26 protein-coding genes are annotated in these 25,298 nt (G+C 67.5%); 10 read left to right on the plus strand and 16 right to left on the minus strand.

Features of this window, described 5'->3' with window-relative positions:
• Positions 1-557: 557 nt before the first annotated feature.
• The 6 genes from QMZ16_RS13175 to QMZ16_RS13200 form a co-directional block, all read right to left on the minus strand.
• Positions 558-1,469 (minus strand): DUF481 domain-containing protein, encoded by a 912-nt coding sequence (locus QMZ16_RS13175; RefSeq protein WP_282603619.1) that lies wholly within the window; start codon positions 1,467-1,469, stop codon positions 558-560.
• 70 nt (positions 1,470-1,539) lie between these two features.
• The gene (locus QMZ16_RS13180; RefSeq protein WP_282603620.1) at positions 1,540-1,719 is read right to left on the minus strand and encodes a hypothetical protein; all 180 of its coding nucleotides are present in this window, start codon (positions 1,717-1,719) and stop codon (positions 1,540-1,542) included.
• A gap of 221 nt (positions 1,720-1,940) precedes the next feature.
• The gene (nusB, locus tag QMZ16_RS13185; protein ID WP_022708290.1) at positions 1,941-2,417 is read right to left on the minus strand and encodes a transcription antitermination factor NusB; all 477 of its coding nucleotides are present in this window, start codon (positions 2,415-2,417) and stop codon (positions 1,941-1,943) included.
• Positions 2,414-2,959 carry a 6,7-dimethyl-8-ribityllumazine synthase gene (locus tag QMZ16_RS13190; RefSeq protein ID WP_282603621.1) on the minus strand — a complete coding sequence of 182 codons (546 nt, stop codon included), beginning with the start codon at positions 2,957-2,959 and terminating at the stop codon, positions 2,414-2,416. The genes nusB and QMZ16_RS13190 overlap by 4 nt, the downstream gene beginning before the upstream one ends.
• A gap of 2 nt (positions 2,960-2,961) precedes the next feature.
• On the minus strand, positions 2,962-4,080 hold the full coding sequence (ribB, locus tag QMZ16_RS13195) for a 3,4-dihydroxy-2-butanone-4-phosphate synthase (protein ID WP_022708288.1): 1,119 nt from the start codon (positions 4,078-4,080) through the stop codon (positions 2,962-2,964).
• A 49-nt stretch (positions 4,081-4,129) separates the two neighbouring features.
• Complete coding sequence (locus tag QMZ16_RS13200) at positions 4,130-4,729, minus strand: riboflavin synthase (RefSeq protein WP_022708287.1); 600 nt, start codon at positions 4,727-4,729, stop codon at positions 4,130-4,132.
• A 185-nt stretch (positions 4,730-4,914) separates the two neighbouring features.
• Between QMZ16_RS13200 and QMZ16_RS13205 the strand changes: the two genes are divergently transcribed.
• From QMZ16_RS13205 to QMZ16_RS13215, 3 genes are all read left to right on the plus strand, one after another.
• Positions 4,915-6,246, plus strand: a complete 1,332-nt coding sequence (locus tag QMZ16_RS13205; RefSeq protein ID WP_282603622.1) for a capsular biosynthesis protein — start codon at positions 4,915-4,917, stop codon at positions 6,244-6,246.
• 133 nt (positions 6,247-6,379) lie between these two features.
• Positions 6,380-7,468, plus strand: a complete 1,089-nt coding sequence (locus tag QMZ16_RS13210; RefSeq protein ID WP_282603657.1) for a polysaccharide biosynthesis/export family protein — start codon at positions 6,380-6,382, stop codon at positions 7,466-7,468.
• 10 nt (positions 7,469-7,478) lie between these two features.
• Positions 7,479-9,473: a capsular polysaccharide biosynthesis protein gene (locus QMZ16_RS13215; RefSeq protein WP_282603623.1), complete on the plus strand. Its 1,995-nt coding sequence runs from the start codon at positions 7,479-7,481 to the stop codon at positions 9,471-9,473.
• Here QMZ16_RS13215 and ribD read toward each other — a convergent pair.
• Complete coding sequence (gene ribD / locus QMZ16_RS13220; protein ID WP_282603658.1) at positions 9,470-10,447, minus strand: bifunctional diaminohydroxyphosphoribosylaminopyrimidine deaminase/5-amino-6-(5-phosphoribosylamino)uracil reductase RibD; 978 nt, start codon at positions 10,445-10,447, stop codon at positions 9,470-9,472. The genes QMZ16_RS13215 and ribD overlap by 4 nt on opposite strands.
• A 29-nt stretch (positions 10,448-10,476) precedes the next feature.
• On the minus strand, positions 10,477-10,941 hold the full coding sequence (gene nrdR / locus QMZ16_RS13225) for a transcriptional regulator NrdR (RefSeq protein WP_022708282.1): 465 nt from the start codon (positions 10,939-10,941) through the stop codon (positions 10,477-10,479).
• 187 nt (positions 10,942-11,128) lie between these two features.
• Here nrdR and QMZ16_RS13230 point away from each other — a divergent pair, with 187 nt between their 5' ends.
• Entirely contained in the window at positions 11,129-11,806 is a 678-nt protein-coding gene (locus QMZ16_RS13230; protein ID WP_282603624.1) for an SDR family oxidoreductase, read from the plus strand.
• Here the strand turns inward: QMZ16_RS13230 and QMZ16_RS13235 are convergent.
• From QMZ16_RS13235 to QMZ16_RS13260, 6 genes are all read right to left on the minus strand, one after another.
• Positions 11,791-12,210 (minus strand): secondary thiamine-phosphate synthase enzyme YjbQ, encoded by a 420-nt coding sequence (locus tag QMZ16_RS13235; RefSeq protein WP_282603625.1) that lies wholly within the window; start codon positions 12,208-12,210, stop codon positions 11,791-11,793. The genes QMZ16_RS13230 and QMZ16_RS13235 overlap by 16 nt on opposite strands.
• Complete coding sequence (gene rmuC / locus QMZ16_RS13240; RefSeq protein WP_282603626.1) at positions 12,207-13,613, minus strand: DNA recombination protein RmuC; 1,407 nt, start codon at positions 13,611-13,613, stop codon at positions 12,207-12,209. The genes QMZ16_RS13235 and rmuC overlap by 4 nt, the downstream gene beginning before the upstream one ends.
• 62 nt (positions 13,614-13,675) lie before the next feature.
• On the minus strand, positions 13,676-14,101 hold the full coding sequence (locus tag QMZ16_RS13245; RefSeq protein ID WP_282603627.1) for a BLUF domain-containing protein: 426 nt from the start codon (positions 14,099-14,101) through the stop codon (positions 13,676-13,678).
• Positions 14,091-16,088: an RNA polymerase sigma factor RpoD gene (gene rpoD, locus QMZ16_RS13250; protein ID WP_282603628.1), complete on the minus strand. Its 1,998-nt coding sequence runs from the start codon at positions 16,086-16,088 to the stop codon at positions 14,091-14,093. Before rpoD ends, QMZ16_RS13245 begins: the two co-directional genes overlap by 11 nt.
• Before the next feature lie 142 nt (positions 16,089-16,230).
• On the minus strand, positions 16,231-18,153 hold the full coding sequence (gene dnaG, locus QMZ16_RS13255; protein ID WP_282603629.1) for a DNA primase: 1,923 nt from the start codon (positions 18,151-18,153) through the stop codon (positions 16,231-16,233).
• A 66-nt stretch (positions 18,154-18,219) separates the two neighbouring features.
• Positions 18,220-18,807, minus strand: coding sequence for a TetR/AcrR family transcriptional regulator (locus tag QMZ16_RS13260; protein ID WP_282603630.1), 588 nt, complete (start codon positions 18,805-18,807; stop codon positions 18,220-18,222).
• A 75-nt stretch (positions 18,808-18,882) separates the two neighbouring features.
• Here QMZ16_RS13260 and QMZ16_RS13265 point away from each other — a divergent pair, with 75 nt between their 5' ends.
• Both QMZ16_RS13265 and QMZ16_RS13270 read left to right on the plus strand, forming a co-directional pair.
• Positions 18,883-19,131 (plus strand): hypothetical protein, encoded by a 249-nt coding sequence (locus tag QMZ16_RS13265; RefSeq protein WP_282603631.1) that lies wholly within the window; start codon positions 18,883-18,885, stop codon positions 19,129-19,131.
• 30 nt (positions 19,132-19,161) lie between these two features.
• The gene (locus tag QMZ16_RS13270) at positions 19,162-20,331 is read left to right on the plus strand and encodes an alpha-hydroxy acid oxidase (RefSeq protein ID WP_022708273.1); all 1,170 of its coding nucleotides are present in this window, start codon (positions 19,162-19,164) and stop codon (positions 20,329-20,331) included.
• Here QMZ16_RS13270 and QMZ16_RS13275 read toward each other — a convergent pair.
• Positions 20,328-21,236 carry an acyltransferase family protein gene (locus QMZ16_RS13275; protein WP_282603632.1) on the minus strand — a complete coding sequence of 303 codons (909 nt, stop codon included), beginning with the start codon at positions 21,234-21,236 and terminating at the stop codon, positions 20,328-20,330. The two genes, QMZ16_RS13270 and QMZ16_RS13275, sit on opposite strands and share 4 nt — an antisense overlap.
• 244 nt (positions 21,237-21,480) lie before the next feature.
• Between QMZ16_RS13275 and QMZ16_RS13280 the strand changes: the two genes are divergently transcribed.
• The 3 genes from QMZ16_RS13280 to gluQRS all read left to right on the plus strand — a co-directional run bounded on the left by QMZ16_RS13280 (position 21,481) and on the right by gluQRS (position 24,379).
• A complete protein-coding gene (locus QMZ16_RS13280) occupies positions 21,481-22,110 on the plus strand; it encodes a 50S ribosomal protein L25/general stress protein Ctc (protein WP_282603633.1) in 630 nt (209 codons plus the stop codon).
• A gap of 122 nt (positions 22,111-22,232) precedes the next feature.
• A complete protein-coding gene (trmFO, locus tag QMZ16_RS13285) occupies positions 22,233-23,570 on the plus strand; it encodes a methylenetetrahydrofolate--tRNA-(uracil(54)-C(5))-methyltransferase (FADH(2)-oxidizing) TrmFO (RefSeq protein ID WP_282603634.1) in 1,338 nt (445 codons plus the stop codon).
• Positions 23,552-24,379, plus strand: a complete 828-nt coding sequence (gluQRS, locus tag QMZ16_RS13290) for a tRNA glutamyl-Q(34) synthetase GluQRS (protein ID WP_282603635.1) — start codon at positions 23,552-23,554, stop codon at positions 24,377-24,379. Before trmFO ends, gluQRS begins: the two co-directional genes overlap by 19 nt.
• On the opposite strand, the gene hisI is transcribed toward gluQRS, so the two are convergent.
• Complete coding sequence (hisI, locus tag QMZ16_RS13295) at positions 24,376-24,732, minus strand: phosphoribosyl-AMP cyclohydrolase (protein ID WP_022708268.1); 357 nt, start codon at positions 24,730-24,732, stop codon at positions 24,376-24,378. The two genes, gluQRS and hisI, sit on opposite strands and share 4 nt — an antisense overlap.
• A 90-nt stretch (positions 24,733-24,822) precedes the next feature.
• Here hisI and QMZ16_RS13300 point away from each other — a divergent pair, with 90 nt between their 5' ends.
• Positions 24,823-25,260, plus strand: a complete 438-nt coding sequence (locus QMZ16_RS13300) for an iron-sulfur cluster assembly scaffold protein (protein WP_282603636.1) — start codon at positions 24,823-24,825, stop codon at positions 25,258-25,260.
• Positions 25,261-25,298: the final 38 nt, after the last annotated feature.

The raw sequence follows: 25,298 nt of genomic DNA on the forward strand, positions 1-25,298 counted from the left end.
TGCCCAACCCCTCGAGGCCGGTCCGTCGCACCGTCCGGCGTGTCCCGCCCTTCGGTGAAGCGGTGTTTAGACACACCGATCAGAACCCGCAAGCAGAAAATCCAAGATTCCCGCAAATCGACACCGGATTCCGCGCAACCCACTGAAAACGCTCATATCGTTTCCGACGATCGCCGGAAACCCCACCGAACACGGCCCCGAAACACAACCCGAAAACCCAGAATCGCCCCGCCGAACCCGCGAATCCGGCTTGCCGCTTGAAAAGCGCGGTGATCGGCCCTAGCTCTGGCCATGGCGGGTTTCTGCTCTTCTCGTGCTCGGCCTTTTTTCCACTGGCCTATAAGATTTCCGAGGGGGCTGGCTCTGTCGTGGCCCTGGTCACGTTATCTGGCACCCACCTGATTGTTCAGGCTTTCGGGGAATCTGTCGCCGACACGGTTGCTGCGGTTCCCGCCACCCCCTCCCCCATCATGCGGCATGTCCTTCGCGCGCCTGCGCAAAGGAAAAGGGCGGTCCGAAGACCGCCCTTCCGAGAGACATCGATCCAGAGGGATGGATCAGAAGCCGTAGACCACTGCCACGCCGAGCGAGTTGTCGGTGCGGATCTCGCGGTTCTCCTGGTATTCGGTGGTGTAGCTGATGCGGGTCGCCAGCTGGTCCGAGACCTTGAAGTTCACGCCGAACTCGTTGCTGATGACGTCATCCGCATCGTCCGAACCCAGATAGTCGGTGTCGTTCGTGATGAAGACGTTGTCGTTCACTCGGTGATAGACGCGCGACGACGCGATGTAGCCCATCTCGGTATCCGAGTCGTCGTCCAGGTACTGCTGGCCGGTCTGCGTGTAGCGCACGCCGATACCGCCCTGCACGCGCCAGGTCGTCTGCTCGGTGTTGATGATGCGGTAACCCGGACCGAAGCCGAGGAAAGCGTCGCGACGCAGGTCGCTAAGCTCGTCGGCGACATCGGCCGCGCTGTCCGAAGCGCTGTTGGCTTCACCGTCGACCAGCCCGTCCGAGCTGATGCGGCCCAGTGCGAAGGCATAGAACTGGTCGTTGAAGTAGTACTGCGCGTCATAGATCGCGTTGACTTCTTCCTGGTCCTTGTCGCCGTTGTCGTCCTCGCCGAACTCGATCGACAGGCCGACGCTCTGGGCGAACTGGCCTTCGTTGTAGTTGATGCGGCCGGCGATCGCGAGATCCTGGTTCTCGGTGTTGCCGGTGCGGCCGGCATAGCTCAGCGACATGGTGCCGAACAGACCCTGGCGGCGCGAGGCCGGACCGAAGCGGTCGGCGTCGAGGTCGCGCTCGAAGTTGTCGGACACATCATCTTCGATGTCGGTGATGCGGTCGTCGACTGCGGTGACGCCGACGGCATCGGCGCCGGTCGAGATCTCGGACTGCGCGAAGGCAGGAACCGACAGCGCGGTCAGGATTGCGGCGGTGCCGGTCAGCAGCGTAACTTTTTTCATTCGTATGTCCTCACGAGCTGAGTATCGTTGTCCTGGTTCCCTTGCGGGCCAGAGCATCTCTGCTGGCAGATCAAGTAATGGCGAGGCCGGACGGTTCATAGGTCGCCGCAATTCGTTGAATGATCTCGGAATCGTGAGCAGGGGTGATCCCGCGCGGCTTCGGCGGATAGATGCCGGAATCCAGATGTAACAAATGGTGATGCAACCAATCCTTGCATTCCCGAACCCCCTGCATGTGCTGCAAATCCACGGGCAAGCATCCTGCCCTAACGTCAACCATGACGCGATCCGCCTGAAACATTGGGGTGAGTGCCCGCGAAACAGGCATCACGAAAACGTCCGTTGGGTTTGCATTTTGTGGCGCAATTGCAACGGAACCGCTTCTGAAAGCCGTAAAATCACACGGTCTGCGCATGCAAAAAGGCCCGGTCGTCGTGACCGGGCCTTGTGCAATTCCAACCTGTCGCGCCCTTACCCGAGCGAGTCGGGATTGAGGTTGCGCGTCATGTGATCCAGCACCGCATTCACGAAGCTGGCCTCCTTGCCCTCAGGGAAGAAGGCCGAGGCGAGGCGGACATATTCGCTGATGACGACCTTGCCCGGCGCGCGGTCGGCGATCATCTCGGAACCGGCGGCGCGGAACAGCGCGCGCAGCACCGGGTCGATCCGGTCGATCGGCCATTTCGCGACCAGCGCGCGGTCGGTCGCCTGGTCGATCTTCGACTGCCAGGTGACCGCATCGTCGGTGATGCGGCGGAACAGGTTCTCGTCGGCCTCGGCGGTGTGGCCGTCGCGGTCGTCGAAATCGATGCGATAGCTGCTGAACTCGCGCTGGACGCGGTCGGCGGTCTGGCCGGCGGCCTCCATCTGGAACAGGGCCTGCACGGCATAGAGACGTGCGGCGCTGCTCAGCGCGCGGCGATCGGGACGCTTGCCTTCGGTGCTCATGCCTTGCCCTGCCCTTCCAGTTCGCCCGCCAGGCGGATCACGTCGGGATGGCCGGGTTTCGGCGTACCTCCCGGACGGAAGCGACGCTTCAGCGCGATCAGGTGCAGCGCGGCCGCCGCGGCACCGCCGCCCTTGTTCATATCGGTCGGATCGGCGCGGCGCGCGGCCTGCTCGTAATTCTCGACCGTCAGGATACCGTTGCCGAGGCAGATCCCCTGCAGCCCCAGCAGCGTCAACCCGCGAGAGCTGTCGTTGCAGACGGTATCGTAATGCGTGGTCTCGCCCCGGATGACGCAGCCGATGGCCACGAAACCGTCATAGCGGCCGCTCTCGGCGGCCAGCGCCACGGCGGTCGGGATCTCCAGCGCGCCGGGCACCTCGATCACGTCCAGCGTCGCGCCCGCGGCCTCGGCGGTCGCCCGCGCGCCGGTCAGCATGTCATCCGCAATGTCCTTGTAATAGGGCGCGATCACCGCCAGCAGACGCGGCGCGGTGTCGAATTGCGGCAGAGGCAGTTCGTGATGTGATGTGTTCGAGGCCATGGTCAGTCCTTGGGGATAGGCCGCGTGGAATGGATGGAAAGGCCGTAGGCGTCAAGCCCCACGACCTTCACGGGCGCGGAATTCGTCAGCAGCACAAGCTCGGACAGGCCGAGCGCGGACAGGATCTGCGCCCCCAGCCCGTATTGACGCAGCGTGTGGGCGCCGACCTCGTCGGGGGTGGCGATGGCCTTGGACAGATCGCGGATCAGGACCACGACGCCGCGCCCCTCGTCCGCGATCTCGTTCATGGCGGCAGGCAGGCTGCCGGCCTCTTCGCGGCCAACGCCCAGCACGTCGTGCAGCGGGTCCAGCGCGTGCATGCGCACCAGCACCGGACCGGGGGCGGTCAGGTCGCCCTTGGTCAGCACGATATGTTCCGAGCCCTGGGTCTCGTCGGCGAAGACGCGCATCATCCAGTCGCCGCCATGCACCGAATGGACCGAGCGCTGCGCGCGTTCGGCGATCAGGTTGTCATGCCTGCGGCGATAGCGGATGAGATCGCTGATCGTGCCGATCTTGAGGTCGTGGCGGCGCGCGAAATCGACCAGGTCCGGCAGGCGGGCCATGCTGCCATCCTCGTTCATGATCTCGCAGATCACGCCCGAAGGGTTCAGCCCCGCCAGGCGCGAGATGTCGACCGCGGCCTCGGTATGGCCCGCACGGACCAGCACGCCACCCTCGCGCGCGCGCAGGGGGAAGACGTGGCCGGGCGTCGCGATGTCGGCAGGCCCCTTGTCGGGATCGATCGCCACCGCGATGGTGCGCGCGCGGTCATGGGCGCTGATGCCGGTCGTCACGCCCTCGCGCGCCTCGATGGACATGGTGAAGGCAGTCTCGTGGCGGCTGGAGTTCTTGGGGCTCATCAGGCCCAGGCCCAGGGCCTCGATCCGCGACGGCGTCAGCGACAGGCAGATCAGGCCGCGCCCATGCGTCGCCATGAAGTTGATCGCGTTCGGCGTGGCCATCTGCGCGGGGATCACCAGGTCGCCCTCGTTCTCGCGGTCCTCGTGATCGACAAGGATGAACATCCGGCCGTTGCGGGCCTCCTCGATGATCTCCTCGATGGGGGCGATGGCAGCAGCAAGGTCGCGTTCGACCGGGCCGGGTTCTTCAAACTTCATGTCTTCGTTCCTTCGAATTGGCCCGGCCGTTGGCCCGGTCCGGCGGGCGTCAGGCCGCGCCGGCTTCCGCAAGGCGCGCGACATAGCGCGCAAGCGTGTCGATCTCGAGGTTGACGGCATCGCCGGTGGCGGCCTCGCCCCAGGTGGTGACTTCCTGCGTGTGCGGGATCAGGTTGATGCCGAAGCGGTTGCCCGACACCTCGTTGACGGTCAGCGAGGTGCCGTTCAGCGTGACCGAGCCCTTGGGCGCGATGAAGCGTGCCAGGTCGGCGGGGGCCTCGAAGGTCAGGCGCAGGCTGTCGCCCTCGTTGCGGGCCTCGACGATGGTGGCGACGCCGTCCACGTGGCCGCTGACGATATGGCCGCCCAGCTCGTCGCCGACGCGCAGCGCGCGTTCCAGGTTCAGGCGCTTGCCGACGGGCCAGCCATTAGTGCCGATATTCGTCTTGGACAGCGTCTCGGCCGAGATGTCGACATCGAACCAGTCCCCGCCCTTGGCGATGACCGTCAGGCAGACGCCGTCGCAGGCGATGGACGCGCCCAGGTCGACGCCGCCCATGTCATAGCTGCAGGCGATGCGCGCGCGCATGTCGCCGCGCATCTCGACCTGCGCGACCTTGCCGATATCCGTGATGATGCCGGTGAACATCTGAAAGCACCCCCTTCGCCTTTGCAACCGAACTAGGCGATCCACCCTGTCCGTTCAAGCACCGCTTGCGACAGGGCAGACCGATGCCGTCGGGTCACGCCCCGCGAAAGCGTGGGGCATTTGTCTGGATAGAACGCCCTTGGCATGGCATGCCTGTGCCAGATGACGCGCGTTCAGAAGTGACCATGTTCCAGCACCCAGCCGACGATCATGGGGTCCAGCCCCCGACACGCCCCCCCGAAGAACGCGTCTTCCTGATGCTGCAGGGGCCGCACGGGCCGTTCTTCGACCGCCTTGCCCGCCTTCTGCGCGCGGCCGGATCGACCGTCTGGCGCTGCGGCTTCAATGCGGGGGACGAGTTCTTCTGGTCCGACCGCGCCCGCTTCCTGCGCCACGAAGGCCCGGTCGAGGACTGGCCCGCGCATCTGGACGCGATCCTGACCGACAAGGGCGTGACCGATCTGGTGCTCTATGGCGACGTGCGGCAGATCCATGCCGAGGCCCGCCGCATGGCCGCAGAACGCGGCATCACCGTGCATGTCTTCGAGGAAGGCTATCTCCGCCCCTACTGGATCACCTACGAGCGCGGCGGCTCGAACGGCAATTCGGTGCTGATGCAGATCCCGCTGGCGCAGATGCGCGCCGTCCTGAGAGAGCAGATCTCCGAGGTGCGCCGCCCGCCCGCCCATTGGGGCGACATGCGCCAGCACAAGTTCTATGGCGCGTTCTACCATTTCCTGATCCTGCTGCGGAACGCGCGCTATCGCGCCTATCGCGGGCATCGCTCGATCTCGGTCTTCGACGAGTTCCGCCTGAACCTGCGCAGGCTGGTCATGGCGCCGGTCTATGCCACGACGCGGACGCTGCAATGGCGCAAGCTGCGCCTGTCGGGCTGGCCCTACAGCCTGGTGCTGATGCAGCTGGAACACGATGCCAGCTTCCTCGGGCATTCGGATTTCAGGCGGAACGCGGAATTCGTGGACATGGTGATCGACGCCTTCGCGAAATCCGCGCCGCGCCATCACCACCTGGTCTTCAAGGCACACCCGCTGGAGGACGGCCGCGCGGGCAACCGCCGCGCCATCCGCGCCGCCTGCGAACGCCACGGCCTGACTGGGCGCGTGCATTACATCCGGGGCGGCAAGCTGGCCGACATCATGGCCCATGCGCGCGCGGTGGTCACCGTGAACTCGACCGGGGCGCAGCAGGCCATGTGGCGCGGCGTGCCGGTCAAGGCGCTCGGGCGGGCGGTCTATGACAAGCCGGGCCTCGTGTCCAACCAGCCGCTGGCCGATTTCCTTGCGGCGCCGGACGCGCCCGACCCGCAGGCCTATCGCACCTTCCGCGACTATCTGCTGCAGACCAGCCAGATCCCCGGCGGCTTCTATGCCGGCCGGTCGCGGGCGCATGCGCTGCGGCAGGTGGCGGACCTGATGCTGGCCGCCCGCGACCCCTACGAGGCACTTGCCGCCGGGACGACCATTCCCCGGCAGCAACTTGATCAAGGCAAGTCATAGCTGTCGAAAGCTGTGGCCCACATGTAACCGGGGCGATATGGTGGCCCCAATATCCGGCGCCAAGCCCGGAACTCGATAACGAGGAGACGACGAGGTGACAGCAATCCTTCGGACCGGCCCCATCAGGATCCTGATGCTGGCGTCGATGACCCTGCTTGCGGCATGCGCATTGCCGCGTTCGGGGCCGAACAAGAACGAGATCTTCAACGGCGCGGTCGAACGCGGCGGCAACACGCAGGTCATCTACGTGAACGACCACGTGACCCGCGCGTCGAACTTCGTGCCGTCCTACGGCTTCTCGGCCAGCTTCCGTTCGGCAGGCCAGGTCGGCGCGGACGAGATCCGTCCGGGCGACGTCCTGGGCCTCTCGATCTGGGAAAACGTGGATGACGGGCTGCTGACCTCGCTCGGGTCCAGCTCCAGCACCCTGACCGAGATCCAGGTGGACAGCTCGGGCTACATCTTCGTGCCCTATGCGGGCCGCGTGCGCGCGGCGGGCAGCACGCCCGACCAGCTGCGCCAGAACATCACGCAGCGCCTGTCGGCGCAGACGCCCGATCCGCAGGTGACCGTCCAGCGCATCGCGGGTGACGGCGCGACCGTCTCGGTCGTGGGCCAGGTCAGCGCGCAGGGCGTCTATCCGATCGAACGCCCGACCCGCACGCTCTCGGCCATGCTGGCCAGGGCGGGCGGCGTCGCCATCCAGCCCGAGATCGCGGTCGTCACCGTCAAGCGCGGCGGCGACAGCGGGCGCGTCTGGCTGACCGACCTCTATGCCAGCCCGTCGAACGACATCGCGCTGCGCCCCGGCGACCTCATCGTCGTCGAGGAAGACCAGCGCAACTTCACCGCGCTCGGCGCGCTTGGCGGACAGACCCGGGTGCCCCTGGGCAACGAGACCATCAACGCGGTCGAGGCCATCGCGATGGTCGGCGGTCTCAGCAGCAGCCTTGCCGACCCGACGGGCGTCTTCGTGCTGCGCGACGAACCCGAATCCGTCGCAAGCCGCGTTCTGGGCAAGCCGGTCGTCGGCACGCAGCGCTTCGCCTATGTGCTGGACCTGACGCGCCCCAACGGCCTGTTCCTGGCGCGCGACTTCCTGATCCGCGACGGCGACACGGTCTATGTCACCGAGGCACCCTATGTGCAGTGGCAGAAGACGCTCAGCGCGATCACGGGCAGCGCGGCGACCGCCGACAGCCTGTCCAGCATCGGCGAATGATCCCCCGCGAATGAGCGACACGACACAGGAAGCCGCCGGGACCCCTCGGCGGCTTCGCGTTTTCAACCTGGGCTTCCTGCGCAATCCGCGACTGGCGCGGATCATGACGCTGGCGGGATATGCGCCCACGGTCGGCATTCCGCGCGCGGGCGACGCGATCGGCATCTGGGGCGCCAGCCCGACCGCCTGGCGCGGACGCGCCATCGCCGCCCGCACCGGTGCCCCCGTCGTCACGGTCGAGGATGCATTCCTGCGCTCGGTCCTGCCGGGACGCGCCAGGGGGCCCATCGCGGCGCGCGGTCCCATCGGGCTGCTGATCGATCCGCACGGACTGCATTTCGACCCGTCTGCCCCCTCGCTTCTGGAACGCCTGATCGCAGCACCCGACCCCGTGGCGCTGGATCGGGCACCCCTGGCGCTGGCGCGGCTGCGCGCTGCCGATCTGTCGAAATACAACCACCACGACCCGGGCCTTGCGCCCCCGCCCGCGGGCTATGTCCTCGTGATCGACCAGACGCGCGGGGATGCGTCCCTGCAGGGCGCGGATCGCGCGACCTTTCTGCGGATGCTGACCGCCGCGCGGGACGAGAACCCCGGCAAGCGCATCGTGATCCGCACCCACCCCGAAACCGCTGCCGGACTGCGGGCGGGGCATCTGGGGCCGGACGACCTGCGCCAGGGCGACACGATCTGCGACGGGCCGGTCTCGCCCTGGCGGCTGGTCGAAGGGGCGGATGCGGTCTATGCCGTCAGCTCTCAGCTGGGATACGAGGCGCTGCTGGCAGGGCACCGCCCGCGCCTGTTCGGGCGCCCCTTCTATGCGGGCTGGGGCCTCAGCACGGACGAGGTTCCGCTGCCCCGCCGCGGCACCGCGACCCCGCAGGCGCTGTTCGCCGCCAGCCATCTGCAAGGCCCCGCCTGGTACGATCCGTGCCGCGACCGCCTGACCGATTTCGACGGCGCCCTGGACCAGGTCGAGGCCGAGGCCCGCGTCTTTCGCCAGGACCGCAACGGCCATGTCGCCCACGGGATGCGCCTGTGGAAGCGCCGCTTCCTCGCCCGCGAATTCGGCGAGGTGCGCCCCCTGCGCCACGCCCCGATCCCGTCGCCGCAGGTCACGCTGGCATGGGCGTCGAAGGCCCGCGACGTTCCGCAGGCGATCCGGGTCGAGGACGGGTTCCTGCGCTCTCGCGGGTTGGGCGCGGACCTGACCCCGCCCCTGTCGGTGGTGGCCGACGACATGGGGATCTATTTCGATCCGACCGGGCCATCGCGGCTGGAATGGCTGATCGCCAAGGGGCCGCCCCCCGGCGGGCGCGACAGGGCGGAGCGCCTGATCGCGGCGCTGATCGAGAGCGGTCTGACGAAGTACAATCTTGGCGGTGCGGGCGATCTGCCGCCCCGCGACGGCAGGCGGCGCATCCTCGTGCCGGGGCAGGTCCAGGACGACGCCTCGATCCTGAAGGGCGCGGGGGCGGAACGCACGAACCTTGCCGCGCTGGAACGCGCACGGGCCGAGAACCCCGATGCCTGGATCGTCTACAAGCCCCATCCCGATGTCGAGGCGGGCCTGCGCCCCGGCCTGATCGATGCCGCCGACATGGCGCGGCTGGCCGATCACGTCGCCCGTCGCGCCGATCCCGTCGCCCTGATCGAGGCCGTGGACGAGGTCTGGACCATCACCTCGACCCTTGGGTTCGAGGCGCTTCTGCGCGGGCGGTCGGTGACGACCCTGGGTGCGCCCTTCTATGCGGGCTGGGGGCTGACGCGCGATCTGGGTCCGGTGCCCGAACGCAGGCAGGCGCGGCCCGATCTTGCGGCGCTGGTCCATGCCTGCCTGGTCGCCTATCCGCGGTATCGCGATCCGGTCAGCGGACTGCCCTGCCCGGTCGAGGTCGCACTGGAACGCCTGAGCGGTGGGCTGACGGGGCAGCCCCCTGCCCTGCGGCTGCTGGCCAAGGCGCAGGGCGCGCTTGCGGGGCAGGCCTGGATCTGGCGGCGTTAGGTCCGTCGCCAGCGGTGGAACAGGTCCGGCCCGATGCGGCGCGTCTCCACCAGGTCGAAGCGCGGAGCCTCGGCCAGGGCGGTCCAGCCTGTCGGCCCCATGAAGGCCCGCGCCTCGGCCCCGAGCGCAAGCCCGGCAGTATAGCCGACGATCTGGTCGACCAGCCCCGCCGACAGCAGTTTCGCCGCCAAACGCCCGCCCCCCTCGCAGAAGATGCGCGTCAGGCCGCGCTGCGCCAGGTCGCGCAGGATGTCATCGGGGCGGCCCTCGACCCGCCACAGGGGGCCGTGCATGTCGTCCTGCACCGGCAGCGGCGGCAGCGCCTGCCCTGACACGACGATGCGCACGGGCTGCTGCGGCACGGTGATCCCACGCACGTTCAGCTGCGGCAGATCGGCCCGCGCCGTCGCGCCGCCGACCATGATGGCGTCATGCTGGGCGCGCAGGGCATGGACATGCGCGCGGGCCCGCGGGCCGGTGATCCACTTGCTTTCGCCGCTGGCCATCGCGATGCGACCGTCCAGGCTGCTGGCCAATTTCAACGTGACGAAGGGGCGTCCCTGCGTCAGCCGCATCAGGAAGCCCGCCTGCAGTTCAGCGGCCTCGGCCGCCATGACGCCCTCGGCGACCTCGACCCCGGCATCGCGCAGGATGCGGTGCCCGCGACCGGCGACCCGCGTGTCGGGATCGGTCAGCGCGCTGACGACGCGCGCGATCCCCGCGTCGACCAGCCCGTTCGCGCAGGGCGGCGTGCGACCGTGATGGGCGCAGGGTTCCAGCGTGACATAGGCGGTCGCGCCACGGGCCAGCGGACCGGCCTGGTCCAGCGCCATGCGCTCGGCATGGGGCCGCCCCGTCGGCTGGGTCCATCCACGCCCGACGATCCGGCCATCGGCCACGATGACGCAGCCCACCGCCGGGTTCGGCCAGACATTGCCCAAGCCCCGACGCGCCAGCCGCATGGCATGGGCCATGTGGCGCAGATCATCCGGCCGTGCCAAGGTCAATCCGTCGCGGCGCCGGGGCGCAGTTCCGACACGAACTTGTCGAAATCGTCCGCGTCCTGGAAGTTCTTGTAGACGCTGGCGAAGCGGACATAGGCGACGTTGTCGATGCGCGACAGGGATTCCATCACGATCTCGCCGATCATCTTCGAGGGGATGTCGGTCTCGCCCGTGCTTTCCAGCCTGCGGACGATGCCGCTGATCATCTGCTCGATCCGTTCGGGTTCGACGGGACGTTTCTGCATGGCGATCCGGATCGAGCGGGCCATCTTGTCGCGGTCGAAATCCTCGCGGCGGCCGGTGGATTTCACGACGACCAGATCGCGCAGCTGCACGCGTTCATAGGTGGTGAAGCGCCCCCCGCAGGCGGGGCAGAAGCGGCGGCGACGAATGGCGACATTGTCTTCGGCCGGACGCGAGTCCTTGACCTGCGTGTCCACATTTCCGCAAAACGGGCAGCGCATTGGGTTGTCCCTTTCGTCCCCTGATCCGCAGCCACTATAGGGATAACCGCAGGGATTGGGTAGGGTTTATCAACGCCCCACAAGATGCGCCCCCCCACGCGATCGCCTTGTCGGAACCCCCGTCGCGGCGGACGCGTTCGACGCCTGCAAATCCGAACCGACGACATTCATGGCAAGCGGAGGCATCATGTCCAAGACCCTCTTCATCACCGGCGCATCCTCGGGGATCGGCGCGCAAACGGCCCGCGCGGCCGTCGCCGCCGGTTGGAACGTCGCGCTGTTCGCGCGCTCGGCCGACAAGCTGAACGAGCTGGCGCAGGAACTGGGCGACAAGGCGCTGGTGCAGACCGGCGACGCGACCGATATCGACGACCTGCAGAAGGCCGTCGCGGCCACGGCGGACCGCTTCGGCGGGATCGACGCCGCATTCGCGAATGCGGGCCGCGGCCTGTCCAAGCCCGGCACCGAGGCGGGCGATCTGGACGACATCCGCGGCATGATCGACCTGAACGTGATGGGCGTGATCCTGACCGCGCGGGCGGTCCTGCCCGAGCTGCGCAAGACCAAGGGCACGCTGGTCCTGACCGGATCGGCTGCGGGGCGCAGGCACATCCCGGGCTCGATCTATGGCGCGACCAAGTGGTTCGTGCACGGCTATGCCGGGAACCTGGCCGACGAGATGCGCGAATGGGGCGGGCGCTGCTCGGTCGTGGCGCCGGGCATGGTGGATACCGCCTTCTTCGACGACGGCGCGCCGGACAAGCTGCAACCCGAGGACGTTGCGAACGCCGTCATCCACATGATCGAGGCCCCCGAACGCGCCGCCATCCGAGAGGTGTTCCTGATGCCTCAGGACAACGGCTGAAACAGCGCCGCGACCTGCCTGCGATGCGGGCGGGTCCGGTGTTCGACCACATAGATCCCCTGCCAGCGGCCCAGCATCATCCGGCCATCCTGCACGGGGATCTGCAGGCTGGTCGGCAGCATCGCGGACTTGATATGGGCCGGCATGTCGTCCGGCCCTTCATATGTATGCGTCAGCCACCGCATCGAGGGGTCGGTCGATGGCGGCACCAGCCGGTCGAACCAGCCGATCAGGTCGGTCTGCACCTCTGGATCGGCATTCTCCTGTATCAACAGAGAGGCCGAGGTGTGGCGGATCATCAGAACCAGCAGCCCGTCGCCCTGCCCCCGCAGCCATGCGGCCACGTCGCGGGTGATCTCGTGGCAGGCGGGGCCGTTCGTCTTGACATCGAATTGCCTGATCATGCGTCCTCCTCGGGGGGGTGCAATGCGGGGTCCTCGCGGTCGTGATCCAGCGATATCTGCTTGCTGGCGCGCGCGCCCAGTCCGCGTAGCATCTCGACTTGGCGGATGACGTTGCCCGAGCCGCGCGTCAGCCGGTCCATCGCCTGGCCATGCGCCTTGTTGGCCTGGTCCAGCGCGCGGCCCACGCCCTCCATCGCATCGACGAAGCCCGCGACCTTGTCATAGAGCTGACCTGCACGCCGCGCGATCTCCATCGCGTTGCTCTCTCGCCGTTCGACGGCCCAGATATGCTCGATCGTGCGCAGGGTCAGCATCAGCGTGGTGGGCGTGGTCAGCCCCACGCGCCGCTCCATCGCATAGGCCGCCAGCTGCGGATCGGCCCGCAGCGCCTCCGAGAACGCGCCCTCGATCGGGATGAACATCAGCACGTAATCGACCGAGCCGTCGTCCATCCGGTGATAGCCCTTCTCGGCCAGCGTGTTGACGTGGTTGCGCACGGCCTGGACATGGCGGCGCAGCCCGGCCTGCGCCTCGGCGGGATCCTCGGTCGCGACCGAGGTCTCGTAGTCGTTCAGCGACACCTTGCTGTCGATGACCATCACCTTGCCGCGCGGCATCTTCACGACGACATCGGGGCGCCACAGCTTATTGTCCTCGTCGCGCCAGCTGGACTGCATGTCGAAATGCGTGCCCGCCTGCAGGCCCGATTCCTCCAGGATCCGCTCCAGCACCATCTCGCCCCAGGCGCCCTGCCGCTGCTTGTCGCCCTTGAGCGCGCGGGTCAGGTTCACGGCCTCGCGGCTGATCTCCTCGGAGCGGCGGTGCAGCGACAGGATCTGTTCGTGCAGCCGCGCGGATTCCTGGTCCAGCACCTTGTTGCGGGCCTGAAGCTCGGTCTGGAAGCGGCCGACCTGTTCGCGGAAGGGCGTCAGCAGCGCGTTCAGCTGTTCGTTCTGGCTGCGCTGCAGATCGGCGCGCTGGACGCGCAGGGTCTCGGTGGAGAGCAGCCGGAACTGGCCGGTCATCTCCTCGCGCAGCTCGCGCAGGGTGGCGATCTCGCGCTCGGCGGCCTCTCGGTCCTTGCTGGCCGTCAGCCGAACCTCGGCCAGCTGGGTGCGCTGATCGGCCAGTTCCCGGTTGGCGCGGTGCAGCGCGTCGGTCAGGTTGTCGCGCTCCTCGGCCAGATCGCCCAGGCGTTCGGTCAACGAGGCCACGCGCCCCTCGCGGGACGAGATCTGCATCTGGGCGTCGTGCCGCACGGCCTGCGCATCCATCCGCGCCTGCGCCACCGCCGACGCGGCGGCCTGCCGCGCGCGCAGCCACAGGATCGCGAACAGCGCCGCGATGCAGCCAAGCAGGATGTGGATATTCATCGGATCGGCCAGAAGGCCCGTCTGCGACATGTCTTGCCCCTATCGTGTCGGGGCCGAGTGTTCACATTTCGTGCTGCCCGCGCAAGGCCCGCTCAGGCGGACAGGGACTGCAGGAACGAGGTGACACCGCCGGCATATGCGCCGCGGTCGAAGGTCGAACCGCCCATGCCGGCGATCCAGTCCATCAGCGATCCGCTGTCGCGGTCGGAAAAGCGCATGCGCCAGTCGTGGAACCGGCGCTGCGCGATGGGGCCCTGATCCAGGACGGCCAGCGCCTCGTGGCGCCGGTCGGCCCGGATCATCGCGACCACCTCGGCCAGGGGGGCCGTCGGCCCCTCCAGCCATTGGAAGAACATCCCGTCCTCGTGATGCAGGCAGCCGGTCAGGCCGTGTTCCTCGTTGCGCTGTCGGGCGACGGCCAGGATCCGCTTCAGATCCTCGGACCCGAGGTCTGGTGCCGCCGCACTGCGATAGAGGATGAAACCTAGCCCTTCCGTATGCCCACCGTCACTGGTCAAGGAAGGACCGCAGCTTTCTGCTTCTGGAGGGATGCTTCAGCTTGCGCAGGGCCTTGGCTTCGATCTGGCGGATCCGTTCGCGGGTGACGCTGAACTGCTGGCCGACCTCTTCCAGGGTGTGGTCGGTGTTCATGCCGATGCCGAAGCGCATGCGCAGGACGCGTTCCTCGCGCGGGGTCAGGCTGGCCAGGACGCGCGTGGTCGTTTCCTTGAGGTTCTCCTGGATCGCGCTGTCCAGCGGCAGGACGGCGTTCTTGTCCTCGATGAAATCGCCCAGCTGGCTGTCTTCCTCGTCCCCGATCGGGGTTTCGAGGCTGATCGGCTCCTTGGCGATCTTCATCACCTTGCGAACCTTCTCCAGCGGCATCTGCAGCTTCTCGGCCAGTTCCTCGGGCGTCGGCTCGCGGCCGATCTCGTGGAGCATCTGGCGACCGGTGCGGACCAGCTTGTTGATCGTCTCGATCATGTGGACCGGGATGCGGATGGTCCGCGCCTGGTCCGCGATGGACCGCGTGATCGCCTGGCGGATCCACCAGGTCGCATAGGTCGAGAACTTGTAGCCGCGACGATACTCGAACTTGTCCACGGCCTTCATCAGGCCGATATTGCCTTCCTGGATCAGGTCCAGGAACTGCAGACCGCGGTTCGTGTACTTCTTGGCGATCGAGATCACGAGGCGCAGGTTGGCCTCGACCATCTCCTTCTTGGCCTGGCGGGCCTCCTTCTCGCCGCGCTGCACCTGGCTGACGATGCGGCGGAATTCCTCGATGTCGACGCCGACATACTGGCCGACCTCGGCCATGTCGTTGCGCAGCTTCTCGACCTGTTCGCTGGAACGTTCGAACAGCGCCTTCCAGCCGCGACCGGCCTGGGCGCCCATGCGGTCCATCCAGGTCGGGTCCAGTTCGGACCCGCGATAGGCGTCGATGAATTCGCGACGGTTGATGCGGGCCGCGTCGGCCAGCTTCACCATGCCCGAATCGATCGTCACGATACGGCGGTTGATGCCATAGAGCTGGTCGACCAGCGCCTCGATCCGGCTGTTGTTCAGGTGGAGCGAGTTCACCAGGACGACGATTTCCGAACGCAGCTTCTGATAGTCGCTCTCGGCGCTGGCCGAGAAGCTGTCATCCTCGTTCAGGGTCGCGGACATCCGCTGGTCCTGCATGTCGGACAGGCGTTCGTAGAACAGCGCGATATGTTCCAGCGTCTCCAGGACGCGCGGCTTCAGGCTGGCCTCCATCGCGGCCAGCGACAGGTTCGCGCCTTCCTCGTCCTCTTCCTCGTCGTCGTTGCGCAGCGGGTTGCCGTCGGCGTCGTATTCCTCGCGCTTGGCGGTCTGCTGCTGGCCCGACTGGGCGGCGGCGGGCTGCTCGGCCTGGGGGGCCAGCTCTTCCTCGTCGTCGCCGTCATCGCCTTCCATCGACTGACCGAAGGTCGTCTCCAGGTCGATCACGTCGCGCAGCAGGATCTCTTCGTCCAGAAGCTCGTCGCGCCACAGGGTGATGGCCTTGAAGGTCAGCGGGCTTTCGCACAGGCCCGCGATCATCGTGTTGCGACCGGCCTCGATCCGCTTGGCGATGGCGATCTCGCCCTCGCGCGAGAGCAGCTCGACGCTGCCCATCTCGCGCAGGTACATGCGGACGGGATCGTCGGTACGGTCCAGCTTCTCGGTCTCGGTGGCGGCGACGGCGACCTCGCGAGAGCCGGAGCCCGCGGCGACGACGGCACCGCCCTCGCTCTCCTCGGCGCCTTCCTCTTCCTCGATGACGTTGATGCCCATTTCGGACAGCATCGACATCACGTCCTCGATCTGCTCGCTGCTGACCTGTTCGGGCGGCAGGACCTGGTTCAGCTGGTCATAGGTGATGTACCCGCGCTCGCGCGCTTCGGTGATCATCTTCTTGACCGCCGCCTGGCTCATGTCGAGCGAATGGGCGTTGTCGTCCTTGTCGGTCTTGTCGTGATCGTCGTCCTTGGCGGCCATCCAGGGCTCCTTCTCGGCGCGGTCTTGGCAAGCGATTCGCAGCCGATGCCGAATCGTCGCAAAATCGTATCGTTTCTAGCGCGATCCGCGGCCGAATCAAAGAGCGGCCGCAGCGGTGATTCGGAACTGCGATTCGCGATGCTCAGCGGCGGGGCGGCTTGCGCCAGATCTCGGCACTGAGGAAGCGTTGCAGTTCGTTCGAAAGGGCGTCGCGATCCTCGTTGAGGTCGCTGGTCGTTTCCATGTCGGGGCGTTCGGCGCGGTGCCTTGCGCGGGCGATCTGGCTGATGCGCCAGGTCAGTCCCTCGTCCACCTCGCCCTGGATCTCGGCCTCGGCGCGGGCGAGTTCGTGGCTGGTGGCGCGCAAGGCCTCAAGGCGGTCCAGCAAATTCGCCAAGATGGCGGCGGCGGCCTCATCCTCCTGCTGTTCGATCACGGTCGGGGTCAGGCCCAGATGGGCGTCCCGGCGCAGGCTTTCAAGGGCCGCGCGACCGGGCGCGCCATCGCCCCCCGTCAGCAGGTCGTGCAGCAGCGCTGCGCGATCCGCATCGCGCGGCAGCAGGCGTTCGAGACGCGGTTCCGCCTGCGCGACCAACCCCGGGCGCAGCGCGCAGATCAGCAGGGCCGCACCTTCAAGGACATCCTCGCCGCGTTCGGGGACCGCGAAGCTGGCGGGCAGGATCGGCACGCGCGGGGCCATCGAGGCCCCTCCGCGCCGGGCCGGGCTGCGCCCTGCCCCGCCCGGCCGCCAGCCGTCGCGATTGCCGGACTGGCGACGGTTGCCGCCGAACAGGTCCCACCGCTTGCGGCGCAGTTCCTCGTCGTAATGGCGCCGCGTCAATTCGTCGGGGATGCGGCCCGTGGCCTCGGACAGGCGGCGTTCCAGGGCCGCGCGGCGTTCAGGGCTGTCGAAGACCTGTCCTTGGGTCTCGCGGCTCCAGAGCAGGTCGACCAGCGGGCGGGCCTGGTCCAGCAGGGCCGACATCGCGCCGGGGCCGGCGGACTTGATCAGGTCGTCGGGATCCTGACCCGCGGGCAGCATCACGAAGCGCAGCGCCTGCCCCGGTCCCGTCAGCGGCAGCGCGAGGTCGATCAGCCTCTGCGCCGCCCGCTGACCCGCCGCATCGCCGTCCAGCGCGATCACGGGTTCGGGGGCGACGCGCCACATCAGGCGCAGCTGTTCCTCGGTGATGGCAGTGCCCAGGGGGGCGACCGCGCCTTCGAACCCTGCCCGCGACAGGGCGATCACGTCCATGTAGCCCTCGGCCACGATCAGGCGCTGCCCCTTGGACACCGCCGCCCGAGCCGGTCCGAGATTGTAGAGGTTGCGCCCCTTGTCGAAGAGCGGCGTTTCCGGGCTGTTGAGGTATTTCGCCCGCGCGTTCGGGTCCATCGCCCGCCCGCCGAAGCCGATGCAGCGGCCCTGCCCGTCGCGGATCGGAAAGACGATGCGCCCGCGGAATCGATCATAGGGCGCACCGCCCCCGTCGGGTCGCGCGGCGATCCCGGCCTCGATGATGCGGGCCTCGTCGATGCCCTTGTCCATCAGTGCGCGGGTCAGCGCGGTGCGGTTGTCGGGGGCGAAGCCGATCTCGAACTTCTCGATCGCGGGGGCGTCCAACCCGCGCCGGTCCAGGTAATCGCGGGCATCCGCCGCAGCCCCGGTCTGCAGCTGCAGGCGGAACCAGCGGCAGGCGGCCTCGGTCACCTCGAACAGGGATGCCTTCCTGTCGGTGCGTTCGCGGGCGCGGGGGTCGGGTTCGGGCATGGACAGACCCGCATCGGCGGCCAGCAGCTTGACCGCCTCCATGAATTCCATCCCGTCATGTTCGCGCAGGAAGGTGAAGGCGTCGCCCTTGGCCTGGCAGCCGAAGCAGTAATAGAAGCCCTTCTGGTCGTCGCAGTGGAAGCTGGCCGATTTTTCTTGGTGGAACGGGCATGGCGCCCACCAGTCGCCCTTGCCCTGGTTCGACTTGCGCAGGTCCCACGTCACCTTCTTGCCGATCACGCGACTGATCGGGACGCGGTTGCGAATCTCGTCGAGGAAACCGGGCGGAAGGGACATGGGCGCGATTATCCGTGATCGCCCGGCTTGCGGCAAGCGGGCAGGAAGGGGTCTGGGAAGCTGTGGCTATTGCGCGCCGACGGCACCTTGCGCAAGCCCCCAATAGATGTCGCCGATCCGGTCGCGATCAAGACGCCCCCCCTCGCGGTACCAGTTCGCGACCCCGGTCAGCATCGCGATCAGCGCCAGCGTGGCCAGCCGCAGGTCCTGGAACCGCATGCTGCCCGCGGCCTGGCCGTCATGCAGGATCGCCTGCAGCGCAGCCTCGTAGCGGCCGCGCAGTTCCGCGATGCGGGCGAAGTTCTCGGGCGAGAGGTTGCGCAGCTCCATGTAGGACAGGAACACCGCGTCGGGATGGTCGATGCTGAAGCCGATATGGAAGCGCACGAAGCGTTCCAGCCGCTGCAGCGCGGGCTGGGCCGGATCGTCCTGCCACGCCGCCAGCAGATCCTGCATGTGGCTTTCCAGCAGGTCGAACAGCAGCGCCTGCTTGTCGGGCGTATAGGCATAGAGCGCGCCCGCCTGCACCCCGACCGCAGCCGCGATCTGGCGCATCGACACTGCCGCATAGCCCTGCCGCGCGAACAACCTGCGTGCGGTTTCGCGAAGAAGCGGTCCGGTGATTTCCGCGCGGGATCCCTGGGTGCGTGCCATGCCCCATCCTATCGCCGCTTGGGCGCGGATTGGAAGCCGTTGCCCTGCGCCGCACCCGCGCGTAACGTGCCGCCCATGAGATACGCACCCGCCCTGCTTCTGCTGCTGGCCGCCTGTTCCGAAGGGGGGGATTTCCCCCAACTTCTGCCGACCGACCAGATCCTGGCCGAACCCGATCTGCCCGCCCATGCCGAACCCGTGGCCGCAGCGCCCGAACAGGTCGAGGCAGGGGCCGAGGCACGCGCGGCGGCCCTGCGGGCAAGGGCGGATGCCCTGCGCGGCCCCGTGGTCGAGGACGACATCAGGGCCCGCGCCGCCAACTGACCAGACCGGATACCTGAGGGGGGAGAAACCGTGCCAGTCACCACCTGCATCGAGGACCTGAAGCGCCTGCACAAGGCGCGGACGCCGAAGATGTTCTACGACTATGCCGAATCGGGCAGCTATTCCGAGCAGACCTTCCGCGAGAACACGACCGACTTCGCCCAGCTGAAGCTGCGCCAGAAGGTCGCCGTGGACATGTCGGACCGCAGCGTCGCGCGCGACATCGTGGGCCTGCCCTCGACCATGCCGGTGGCGCTGGCCCCCGTGGGCCTGACCGGCATGCAGCATGCCGACGGAGAGATCCACGCCGCCCGCGCCGCCGAGAAGTTCGGCGTGCCCTTCTGCCTGTCCACCATGTCGATCTGCTCGATCGAGGATGTGGCGCAGAATGTCTCGCAGCCCTTCATGTTCCAGCTGTACGTGATGAAGGACCAGGAATTCCTGGCCGCCATCATCGACCGCGCCAAGGCCGCGAATTGCAGCGCGCTGGTCCTGACGCTGGACCTGCAGATCCTGGGCCAGCGGCACAAGGACCTGAAGAACGGGCTGTCGGCCCCGCCCAAGTTCACCCTGCCCACGATGCTGGACCTTGCGACCCGCTGGCGGTGGGGCATGGGCATGATGCGCACCAAGCGCCGCTTCTTCGGCAATATCGTGGGCCACGCCAAGGGGGTCGGCGACACCAGTTCCCTGTCCAGCTGGACGGCCGAGCAGTTCGACGAGAGGCTGGACTGGGACAAGATCGCGGCGATCCGCGACATGTGGGGCGGCAAGCTGATCCTGAAGGGCATCCTCGACCCCGAGGATGCGCGGATCGCGGCGGATTTCGGCGCGGATGCGATCGTCGTCAGCAACCATGGCGGACGCCAGCTGGACGGGGCGATGTCCTCGATCCGGATGCTGCCGCATATCGTGGATGCCGTGGGCGACCGGGTCGAGGTGCACATGGACAGCGGCATCCGCTCGGGTCAGGACGTACTGAAGGCGCTGGCGATGGGCGCCCATTCGACCTGGATCGGGCGGGCCTGGCTGCACGGGCTGGGCGCGATGGGCGAACAGGGCGTGACCCGCGCGCTCGAGATCATCCGGGCCGAGCTGGACACCACGATGGCGCTGTGCGGCGAACGCCGGATCGACGATGTGGGCCGCCACAACATGCTGATCCCGCGCGACTTCCTGTCGGAATACCCCGTCGCCTAGAACAGCCGCGACAGGAACGGCATCCGCGCGCTGAGCGACACCGTGACCGCCACGATCATGAAGGGCACGGCAAAGGCGATCACCGCGCGGATCCACGCCGTATCGATACCGATCCAGGGCAGCCCCTGAAGCACCAGCACATGCATGACATAAATCCCGGCCGCCGCGCGACCAAGCGGCAGCCGGGTCTCGGGCAGCGGCAGCCTCAGCACCAGCAGAAACAGCGCCGGACACATCAGCAGATGGCCGTACGGCATCTCCAGAAGCGGATCCTCGCCCAGGCGCTGCAGCCAGTACCCGCTCTGATACATCGCAAGCGCCATACCGACCCCGAAGGCGATCCCCAGCACCGGCGTCGATGGCAGCCGTTCTGCCGGAACCCTGGCCAGCAGCCAGCCTATGGCCAGATAGGGATAGAGGTAGAACGGGCCGTTGCGATACAGTTCGAGGTCCAGTTCCATCCCCCATGCCATGCGCGCATGCTGAATGAAGAACCCTGCCCCGGCAAAGCCGATCGCGGACGCGGCCACCCCAAAGGGACCGAACCGGCGGAAGAAGGCCAGCATCATCCCGGCCAGGGCAAGGCCCATCAGGAACCACAGATGCATGAAGCCAAGCACCAGCTCCTCGAACGTGCGTACCCCCGAACGGTTGAGGAAGTAGGTCGCAAGGAACACCAGATAGATCAGCGACCAGCCGCCGTATTGCGCCAGCAGCCTGCCCGACCATTTCGACAGGTCGCCACGCCGCAGCATGGATTCCGCATAGAACCCCGCGATCAACGTGAAGACCGGCACCGCCACCCGCAGCAGCGTATTGCCGGCGGCAAGGTCCGCCATGCCGATGGTATCACGCGCCGCGCCCGAATGTCCGATGACGACGAATGCCGCCATCGCAAGACGCATCCAGTCCGTCGCCGCATGGCGAGTCGTTGCCTGCCTCAAGTTCCGCCTCAATGCTTCGCCCGCCTGATGCGGATTCGTCCGCGCAATATGACCGAACCGCCGCGAGGGGCCAAGCGCTGCCATCCTTGCGCGCGGGAATGTGCTTTTCCGGCTTCACATGCAATCGGGTTTGCGTTAAGGGCACCGCTTGGTCGCCATGCACCCTTGGAGGATGGCGCCGTCAACAAATGTAAGGATTAGAGATATGGCCAAAGAGATCCCGGATCTGGTGGCCGAGCCTCGCGCGGGGACGGGCAAGGGGGCCGCCCGCCAAGCTCGCCGTGCAGGCAAGGTGCCAGGCATCGTCTATGGGGACAACAAGGAACCCGTTGCGATCCAGTTCGACTTCAACAAGCTGCTGACCAAGCTGCGTGCAGGCCGCTTCATGGCGACCCTGTTCAACCTCAAGGTCGAAGGCCAGGACGACGTCCGCGTCATCTGCCGTGGCGTCCAGCGCGATGTCGTGAAGGATCTGCCGATCCACATCGACTTCATGCGTCTGCGCCGCACCTCGAAGGTGAACCTGTTCATCCCGGTCGTCTTCGAGAACGAGGACAACTGCCCGGGTCTGCGCAAGGGCGGCACGATCGTCCACGTCCGCAACGAGGTCGAGCTGATCGTCACCGCCGGTGACATCCCCGAGCAGATCGTCGTCGATCTGGCCGGCCTGGAAGTCGGCGACAGCATCCACATCAACGATGTGAAGCTGCCCGCAGGCGCCAAGCCGACCATCGACCGCAACTTCGTCATCGCCAACATCGCCGCTCCGTCCGCCCTGCGTTCGGACGAGGCCGAGGCGGAAGGCGAAGAGGCCGAGGAAGCAGCCGAAGGCTGATCGCCTGCCCCATCGGGCATGCACCCAAATCGTCGCAGGCGGTGCCCCAACGGGCGCCGCCTCTTTCATTCGGGGCCGCGGATTGCTAGCTGCTGCCCCATCCGCAGCATTCGGAGGCCCGCATGGAACCCGTCAACATCATCGGCGCCGGACTGGCCGGGTCCGAGGCCGCCTGGCAGATCGCCCGCGCGGGCGTTCCCGTCATCCTGCACGAGATGCGCCCCTCCAAGGGCACCTTCGCGCATCGCACCGGCGATTGCGCCGAGATGGTCTGCTCGAACAGCTTCCGTTCCGATGACGACGTGATGAACGCCGTGGGCCTGCTGCACTGGGAAATGCGGGCCGCTGGCGGCCTGATCATGTCAATGGCCGACCGCCACCGCCTGCCCGCGGGCGGCGCGCTGGCCGTGGACCGCGATGCGTTCTCTGCCGCCGTGACCGAGGCGCTGCGGGCCGAACCCCTGATCGAGATCCGCGACGCCGAGATCACGGACCTGCCGCAGGACGGCAACTGGATCGTGGCGACCGGTCCGCTGACCTCGGACGGGCTGGCCGATGCGATCCGCGACGTGACCGGCGCCGACGCGCTGCCCTTCTTCGACGCGATCGCCCCCATCGTCCATGCCGACACGATCGACATGTCGGTGGCCTGGGAACAGAGCCGCTATGACAAGGGCGAGACCGAGGCCGAGCAGAAGGCCTATATCAACTGCCCCATGAACAAGGAGCAGTACGAGGCCTTCATCGACGCGCTTCTGGCCGCCGACAAGACCGAGTTCCACGAGGGCGAGACCGCCGGCTATTTCGACGGCTGCCTGCCGATCGAGGTCATGGCCGAGCGCGGCCGCGAGACCCTGCGCCACGGCCCGATGAAGCCCGTCGGCCTGACCAACGCCCACAAGCCCGAGGAGAAGGCCTATGCCGTCGTGCAGCTGCGCCGCGACAACGCCCTGGGCACGCTGTACAATATCGTCGGCTTCCAGACGAAGATGAAATACGGCGCCCAGACCGAGGTGTTCCGCATGATCCCCGGCCTGCAGGATGCGGGCTTTGCGCGGCTGGGCGGCATCCACCGCAACAGCTTCCTGAACTCGCCCACGCTGCTGGACGACCGCATGCGCCTGCGCCTGCGGCCGAACCTGCGCTTCGCGGGCCAGGTGACGGGCGTCGAGGGCTATGTCGAAAGCTCGGCCATGGGGCTTCTGGCGGGGCGCATGGCCGCCGCGCAGGCGCTTGGCCGCGACCTGGGTCCGCCGCCCTTCACCACCGCGATGGGCGCGCTGGTCAATCACATCACCGGCGGAGCCGAGGCCAAGACCTTCCAGCCGATGAACGTGAATTTCGGCCTGTTCCCGCCCCTGCCGGAAATGCGCGGCGGACGGCGCGGCCGCAAGGACCGCTATCCGGCCTATACGCAGCGCGCCAAGGACGATTTCCAGGCATGGCTGGCGGCACAGTAACCCGCTTCGCGCCCTCGCCCACGGGGCTTCTGCACCTTGGGCACGCCTTTTCCGCGATCGTCGCGGCAAGGGCCGGGGCGCGATTCCTTCTGCGGATCGAGGATATCGACCGCGACCGCTGCCGCCCGGAATACGAGGCCGCGATCCTGCAGGACCTGTCCTGGCTGGGGCTGGAATGGGAAAGCCCCGTCCTGCGCCAGTCGGACCGGATGCCCGCATACATGGACGCGCTGACGCGGCTGGCGGACCTGACCTATCCCTGCCGCTGCCGTCGCGGCGACATCCGCGCCGCGATGTCCGCCCCGCAAGAGGGCGCGCTGCCCGCGGGGCCGGACGGGCTGATCTATCCCGGGACGTGCCGCGGGCGCGACATGCGCGAGGCTGCCCCCGACGACGTGATCCGGCTGGACGTCGCGCGCGCCTTCGACGCGCTGGCGACCGGCCGCATCGGGTTTCGCGACGGCGGGCAGGATCACGTCATGACCCGCGCGCAGTTCCTGTCGGATATCGGCGACGTGATCCTGTCGCGCCGGGGCATGGGCACGTCCTATCACCTGGCGGTGGTCGTGGATGACGCGGCGCAGGGCGTCACGCTGGTGACGCGGGGGCGCGACCTGTTCGATTCGACCTTCATCCACGTGCTGCTGCAGCGCCTTCTGGACCTGCCGGTTCCGGACTATCTGCACCACCGGCTGATCCGCGACCACGAGGGGCGCAGGCTGGCCAAGCGCGACGATGCCCGCGCGATCCGTGCCTTCCGGGATCAGGGCGCGGAACCGCAGGACATCCTGCGGATGGTCGGGCTCTAGGCCATCGGCTGCATCAGCTCGACCGGTTCGCCGTCGCGGATGGCGGTATAGAAGCAGCTGCGGCGGTTCGTATGGCAGGCGGGGCCGGTCTGGTTCACCATGACCAGCAGGCAGTCGGCATCGCAATCGACGCGGAAATCCACCAGCTCCTGCACGTTCCCCGAGCTTTCGCCCTTGATCCAGAAGGACTGGCGCGACCGCGACCAATAGGTCACGCGACCGGTTTCCAGCGTCCGGGCGACGGCCTCGGCATTCATCCACGCCATCATCAGCACCTCGCCGGTGGTCGCATCCTGCGCGATGGCGGGGATCAGACCGTTCGTGTCGTATTTCAGGCCGGCGGGGTCGAACATCGGGTTTCCTTTCGCAATCCGCGTTCCTATCTAGAACCCCAGGACCGGGCGCGAAAGCCCCGGCACCGGGAATACCGCAAGGATCGATCCATGGCCGAAGCCGACCTCATGCAGCTCTACTCTCGTCGCATCCTGGCGCTGACCACGACGATCCCGCATCTGGGCACGATCGAGGCCCCCGATGCCAGCGCGATGCGCCGTTCGCCGCATTGCGGATCGTCGGTGACGGTGCATCTGGGCCTGCAGGACGGGCGCATCGCACGCTTCGGCCAGGAGGTGCGCGCCTGCGCCCTGGGCCAGGCCTCAGCCTCCGTTCTGGGATCCGCGGTGATCGGGATGGACCGCGCGACGATCGCGGATGCGCGCGACCGGCTGTCGGCGATGCTGAAGCAGGACGGGCCGGCCCCCGACGGCCCCTTCGCCGAGCTTGAGGCCCTGCTGCCCGCACGGGAATATCCGAACCGCCACGCCTCGATCCTGCTGGCATGGGATGCCACGCTGGAGGCGATGGACAAGGCCGCGGCCTGAACCCTCCGAAAATCGCGGAAGAAAAAAGGACCGGTCCC

It is taken from the genome of Paracoccus sp. PARArs4 (assembly GCF_947311865.1).
Classification (GTDB): Bacteria; Pseudomonadota; Alphaproteobacteria; order Rhodobacterales; family Rhodobacteraceae; genus Paracoccus; species Paracoccus zeaxanthinifaciens.

What these genes read in the sequence shown, in the direction of transcription:
- QMZ16_RS13175 (WP_282603619.1), bottom strand. Translation starts at nt 1,469, where the DNA reads ATGAAAAAAGTTACGCTGCTGACCGGCACCGCCGCAATCCTGACCGCG.
- nusB (WP_022708290.1), bottom strand. Translation starts at nt 2,417, where the DNA reads ATGAGCACCGAAGGCAAGCGTCCCGATCGCCGCGCGCTGAGCAGCGCC.
- QMZ16_RS13190 (WP_282603621.1), bottom strand. Translation starts at nt 2,959, where the DNA reads ATGGCCTCGAACACATCACATCACGAACTGCCTCTGCCGCAATTCGAC.
- ribB (WP_022708288.1), bottom strand. Translation starts at nt 4,080, where the DNA reads ATGAAGTTTGAAGAACCCGGCCCGGTCGAACGCGACCTTGCTGCTGCC.
- QMZ16_RS13200 (WP_022708287.1), bottom strand. Translation starts at nt 4,729, where the DNA reads ATGTTCACCGGCATCATCACGGATATCGGCAAGGTCGCGCAGGTCGAG.
- QMZ16_RS13205 (WP_282603622.1), top strand. Translation starts at nt 4,915, where the DNA reads ATGTTCCAGCACCCAGCCGACGATCATGGGGTCCAGCCCCCGACACGC.
- QMZ16_RS13210 (WP_282603657.1), top strand. Translation starts at nt 6,380, where the DNA reads ATGCTGGCGTCGATGACCCTGCTTGCGGCATGCGCATTGCCGCGTTCG.
- QMZ16_RS13215 (WP_282603623.1), top strand. Translation starts at nt 7,479, where the DNA reads ATGAGCGACACGACACAGGAAGCCGCCGGGACCCCTCGGCGGCTTCGC.
- ribD (WP_282603658.1), bottom strand. Translation starts at nt 10,447, where the DNA reads ATGGCCCATGCCATGCGGCTGGCGCGTCGGGGCTTGGGCAATGTCTGG.
- nrdR (WP_022708282.1), bottom strand. Translation starts at nt 10,941, where the DNA reads ATGCGCTGCCCGTTTTGCGGAAATGTGGACACGCAGGTCAAGGACTCG.
- QMZ16_RS13230 (WP_282603624.1), top strand. Translation starts at nt 11,129, where the DNA reads ATGTCCAAGACCCTCTTCATCACCGGCGCATCCTCGGGGATCGGCGCG.
- QMZ16_RS13235 (WP_282603625.1), bottom strand. Translation starts at nt 12,210, where the DNA reads ATGATCAGGCAATTCGATGTCAAGACGAACGGCCCCGCCTGCCACGAG.
- rmuC (WP_282603626.1), bottom strand. Translation starts at nt 13,613, where the DNA reads ATGTCGCAGACGGGCCTTCTGGCCGATCCGATGAATATCCACATCCTG.
- rpoD (WP_282603628.1), bottom strand. Translation starts at nt 16,088, where the DNA reads ATGGCCGCCAAGGACGACGATCACGACAAGACCGACAAGGACGACAAC.
- dnaG (WP_282603629.1), bottom strand. Translation starts at nt 18,153, where the DNA reads ATGTCCCTTCCGCCCGGTTTCCTCGACGAGATTCGCAACCGCGTCCCG.
- QMZ16_RS13260 (WP_282603630.1), bottom strand. Translation starts at nt 18,807, where the DNA reads ATGGCACGCACCCAGGGATCCCGCGCGGAAATCACCGGACCGCTTCTT.
- QMZ16_RS13265 (WP_282603631.1), top strand. Translation starts at nt 18,883, where the DNA reads ATGAGATACGCACCCGCCCTGCTTCTGCTGCTGGCCGCCTGTTCCGAA.
- QMZ16_RS13275 (WP_282603632.1), bottom strand. Translation starts at nt 21,236, where the DNA reads ATGCGTCTTGCGATGGCGGCATTCGTCGTCATCGGACATTCGGGCGCG.
- QMZ16_RS13280 (WP_282603633.1), top strand. Translation starts at nt 21,481, where the DNA reads ATGGCCAAAGAGATCCCGGATCTGGTGGCCGAGCCTCGCGCGGGGACG.
- trmFO (WP_282603634.1), top strand. Translation starts at nt 22,233, where the DNA reads ATGGAACCCGTCAACATCATCGGCGCCGGACTGGCCGGGTCCGAGGCC.
- gluQRS (WP_282603635.1), top strand. Translation starts at nt 23,552, where the DNA reads ATGGCTGGCGGCACAGTAACCCGCTTCGCGCCCTCGCCCACGGGGCTT.
- hisI (WP_022708268.1), bottom strand. Translation starts at nt 24,732, where the DNA reads ATGTTCGACCCCGCCGGCCTGAAATACGACACGAACGGTCTGATCCCC.
- QMZ16_RS13300 (WP_282603636.1), top strand. Translation starts at nt 24,823, where the DNA reads ATGGCCGAAGCCGACCTCATGCAGCTCTACTCTCGTCGCATCCTGGCG.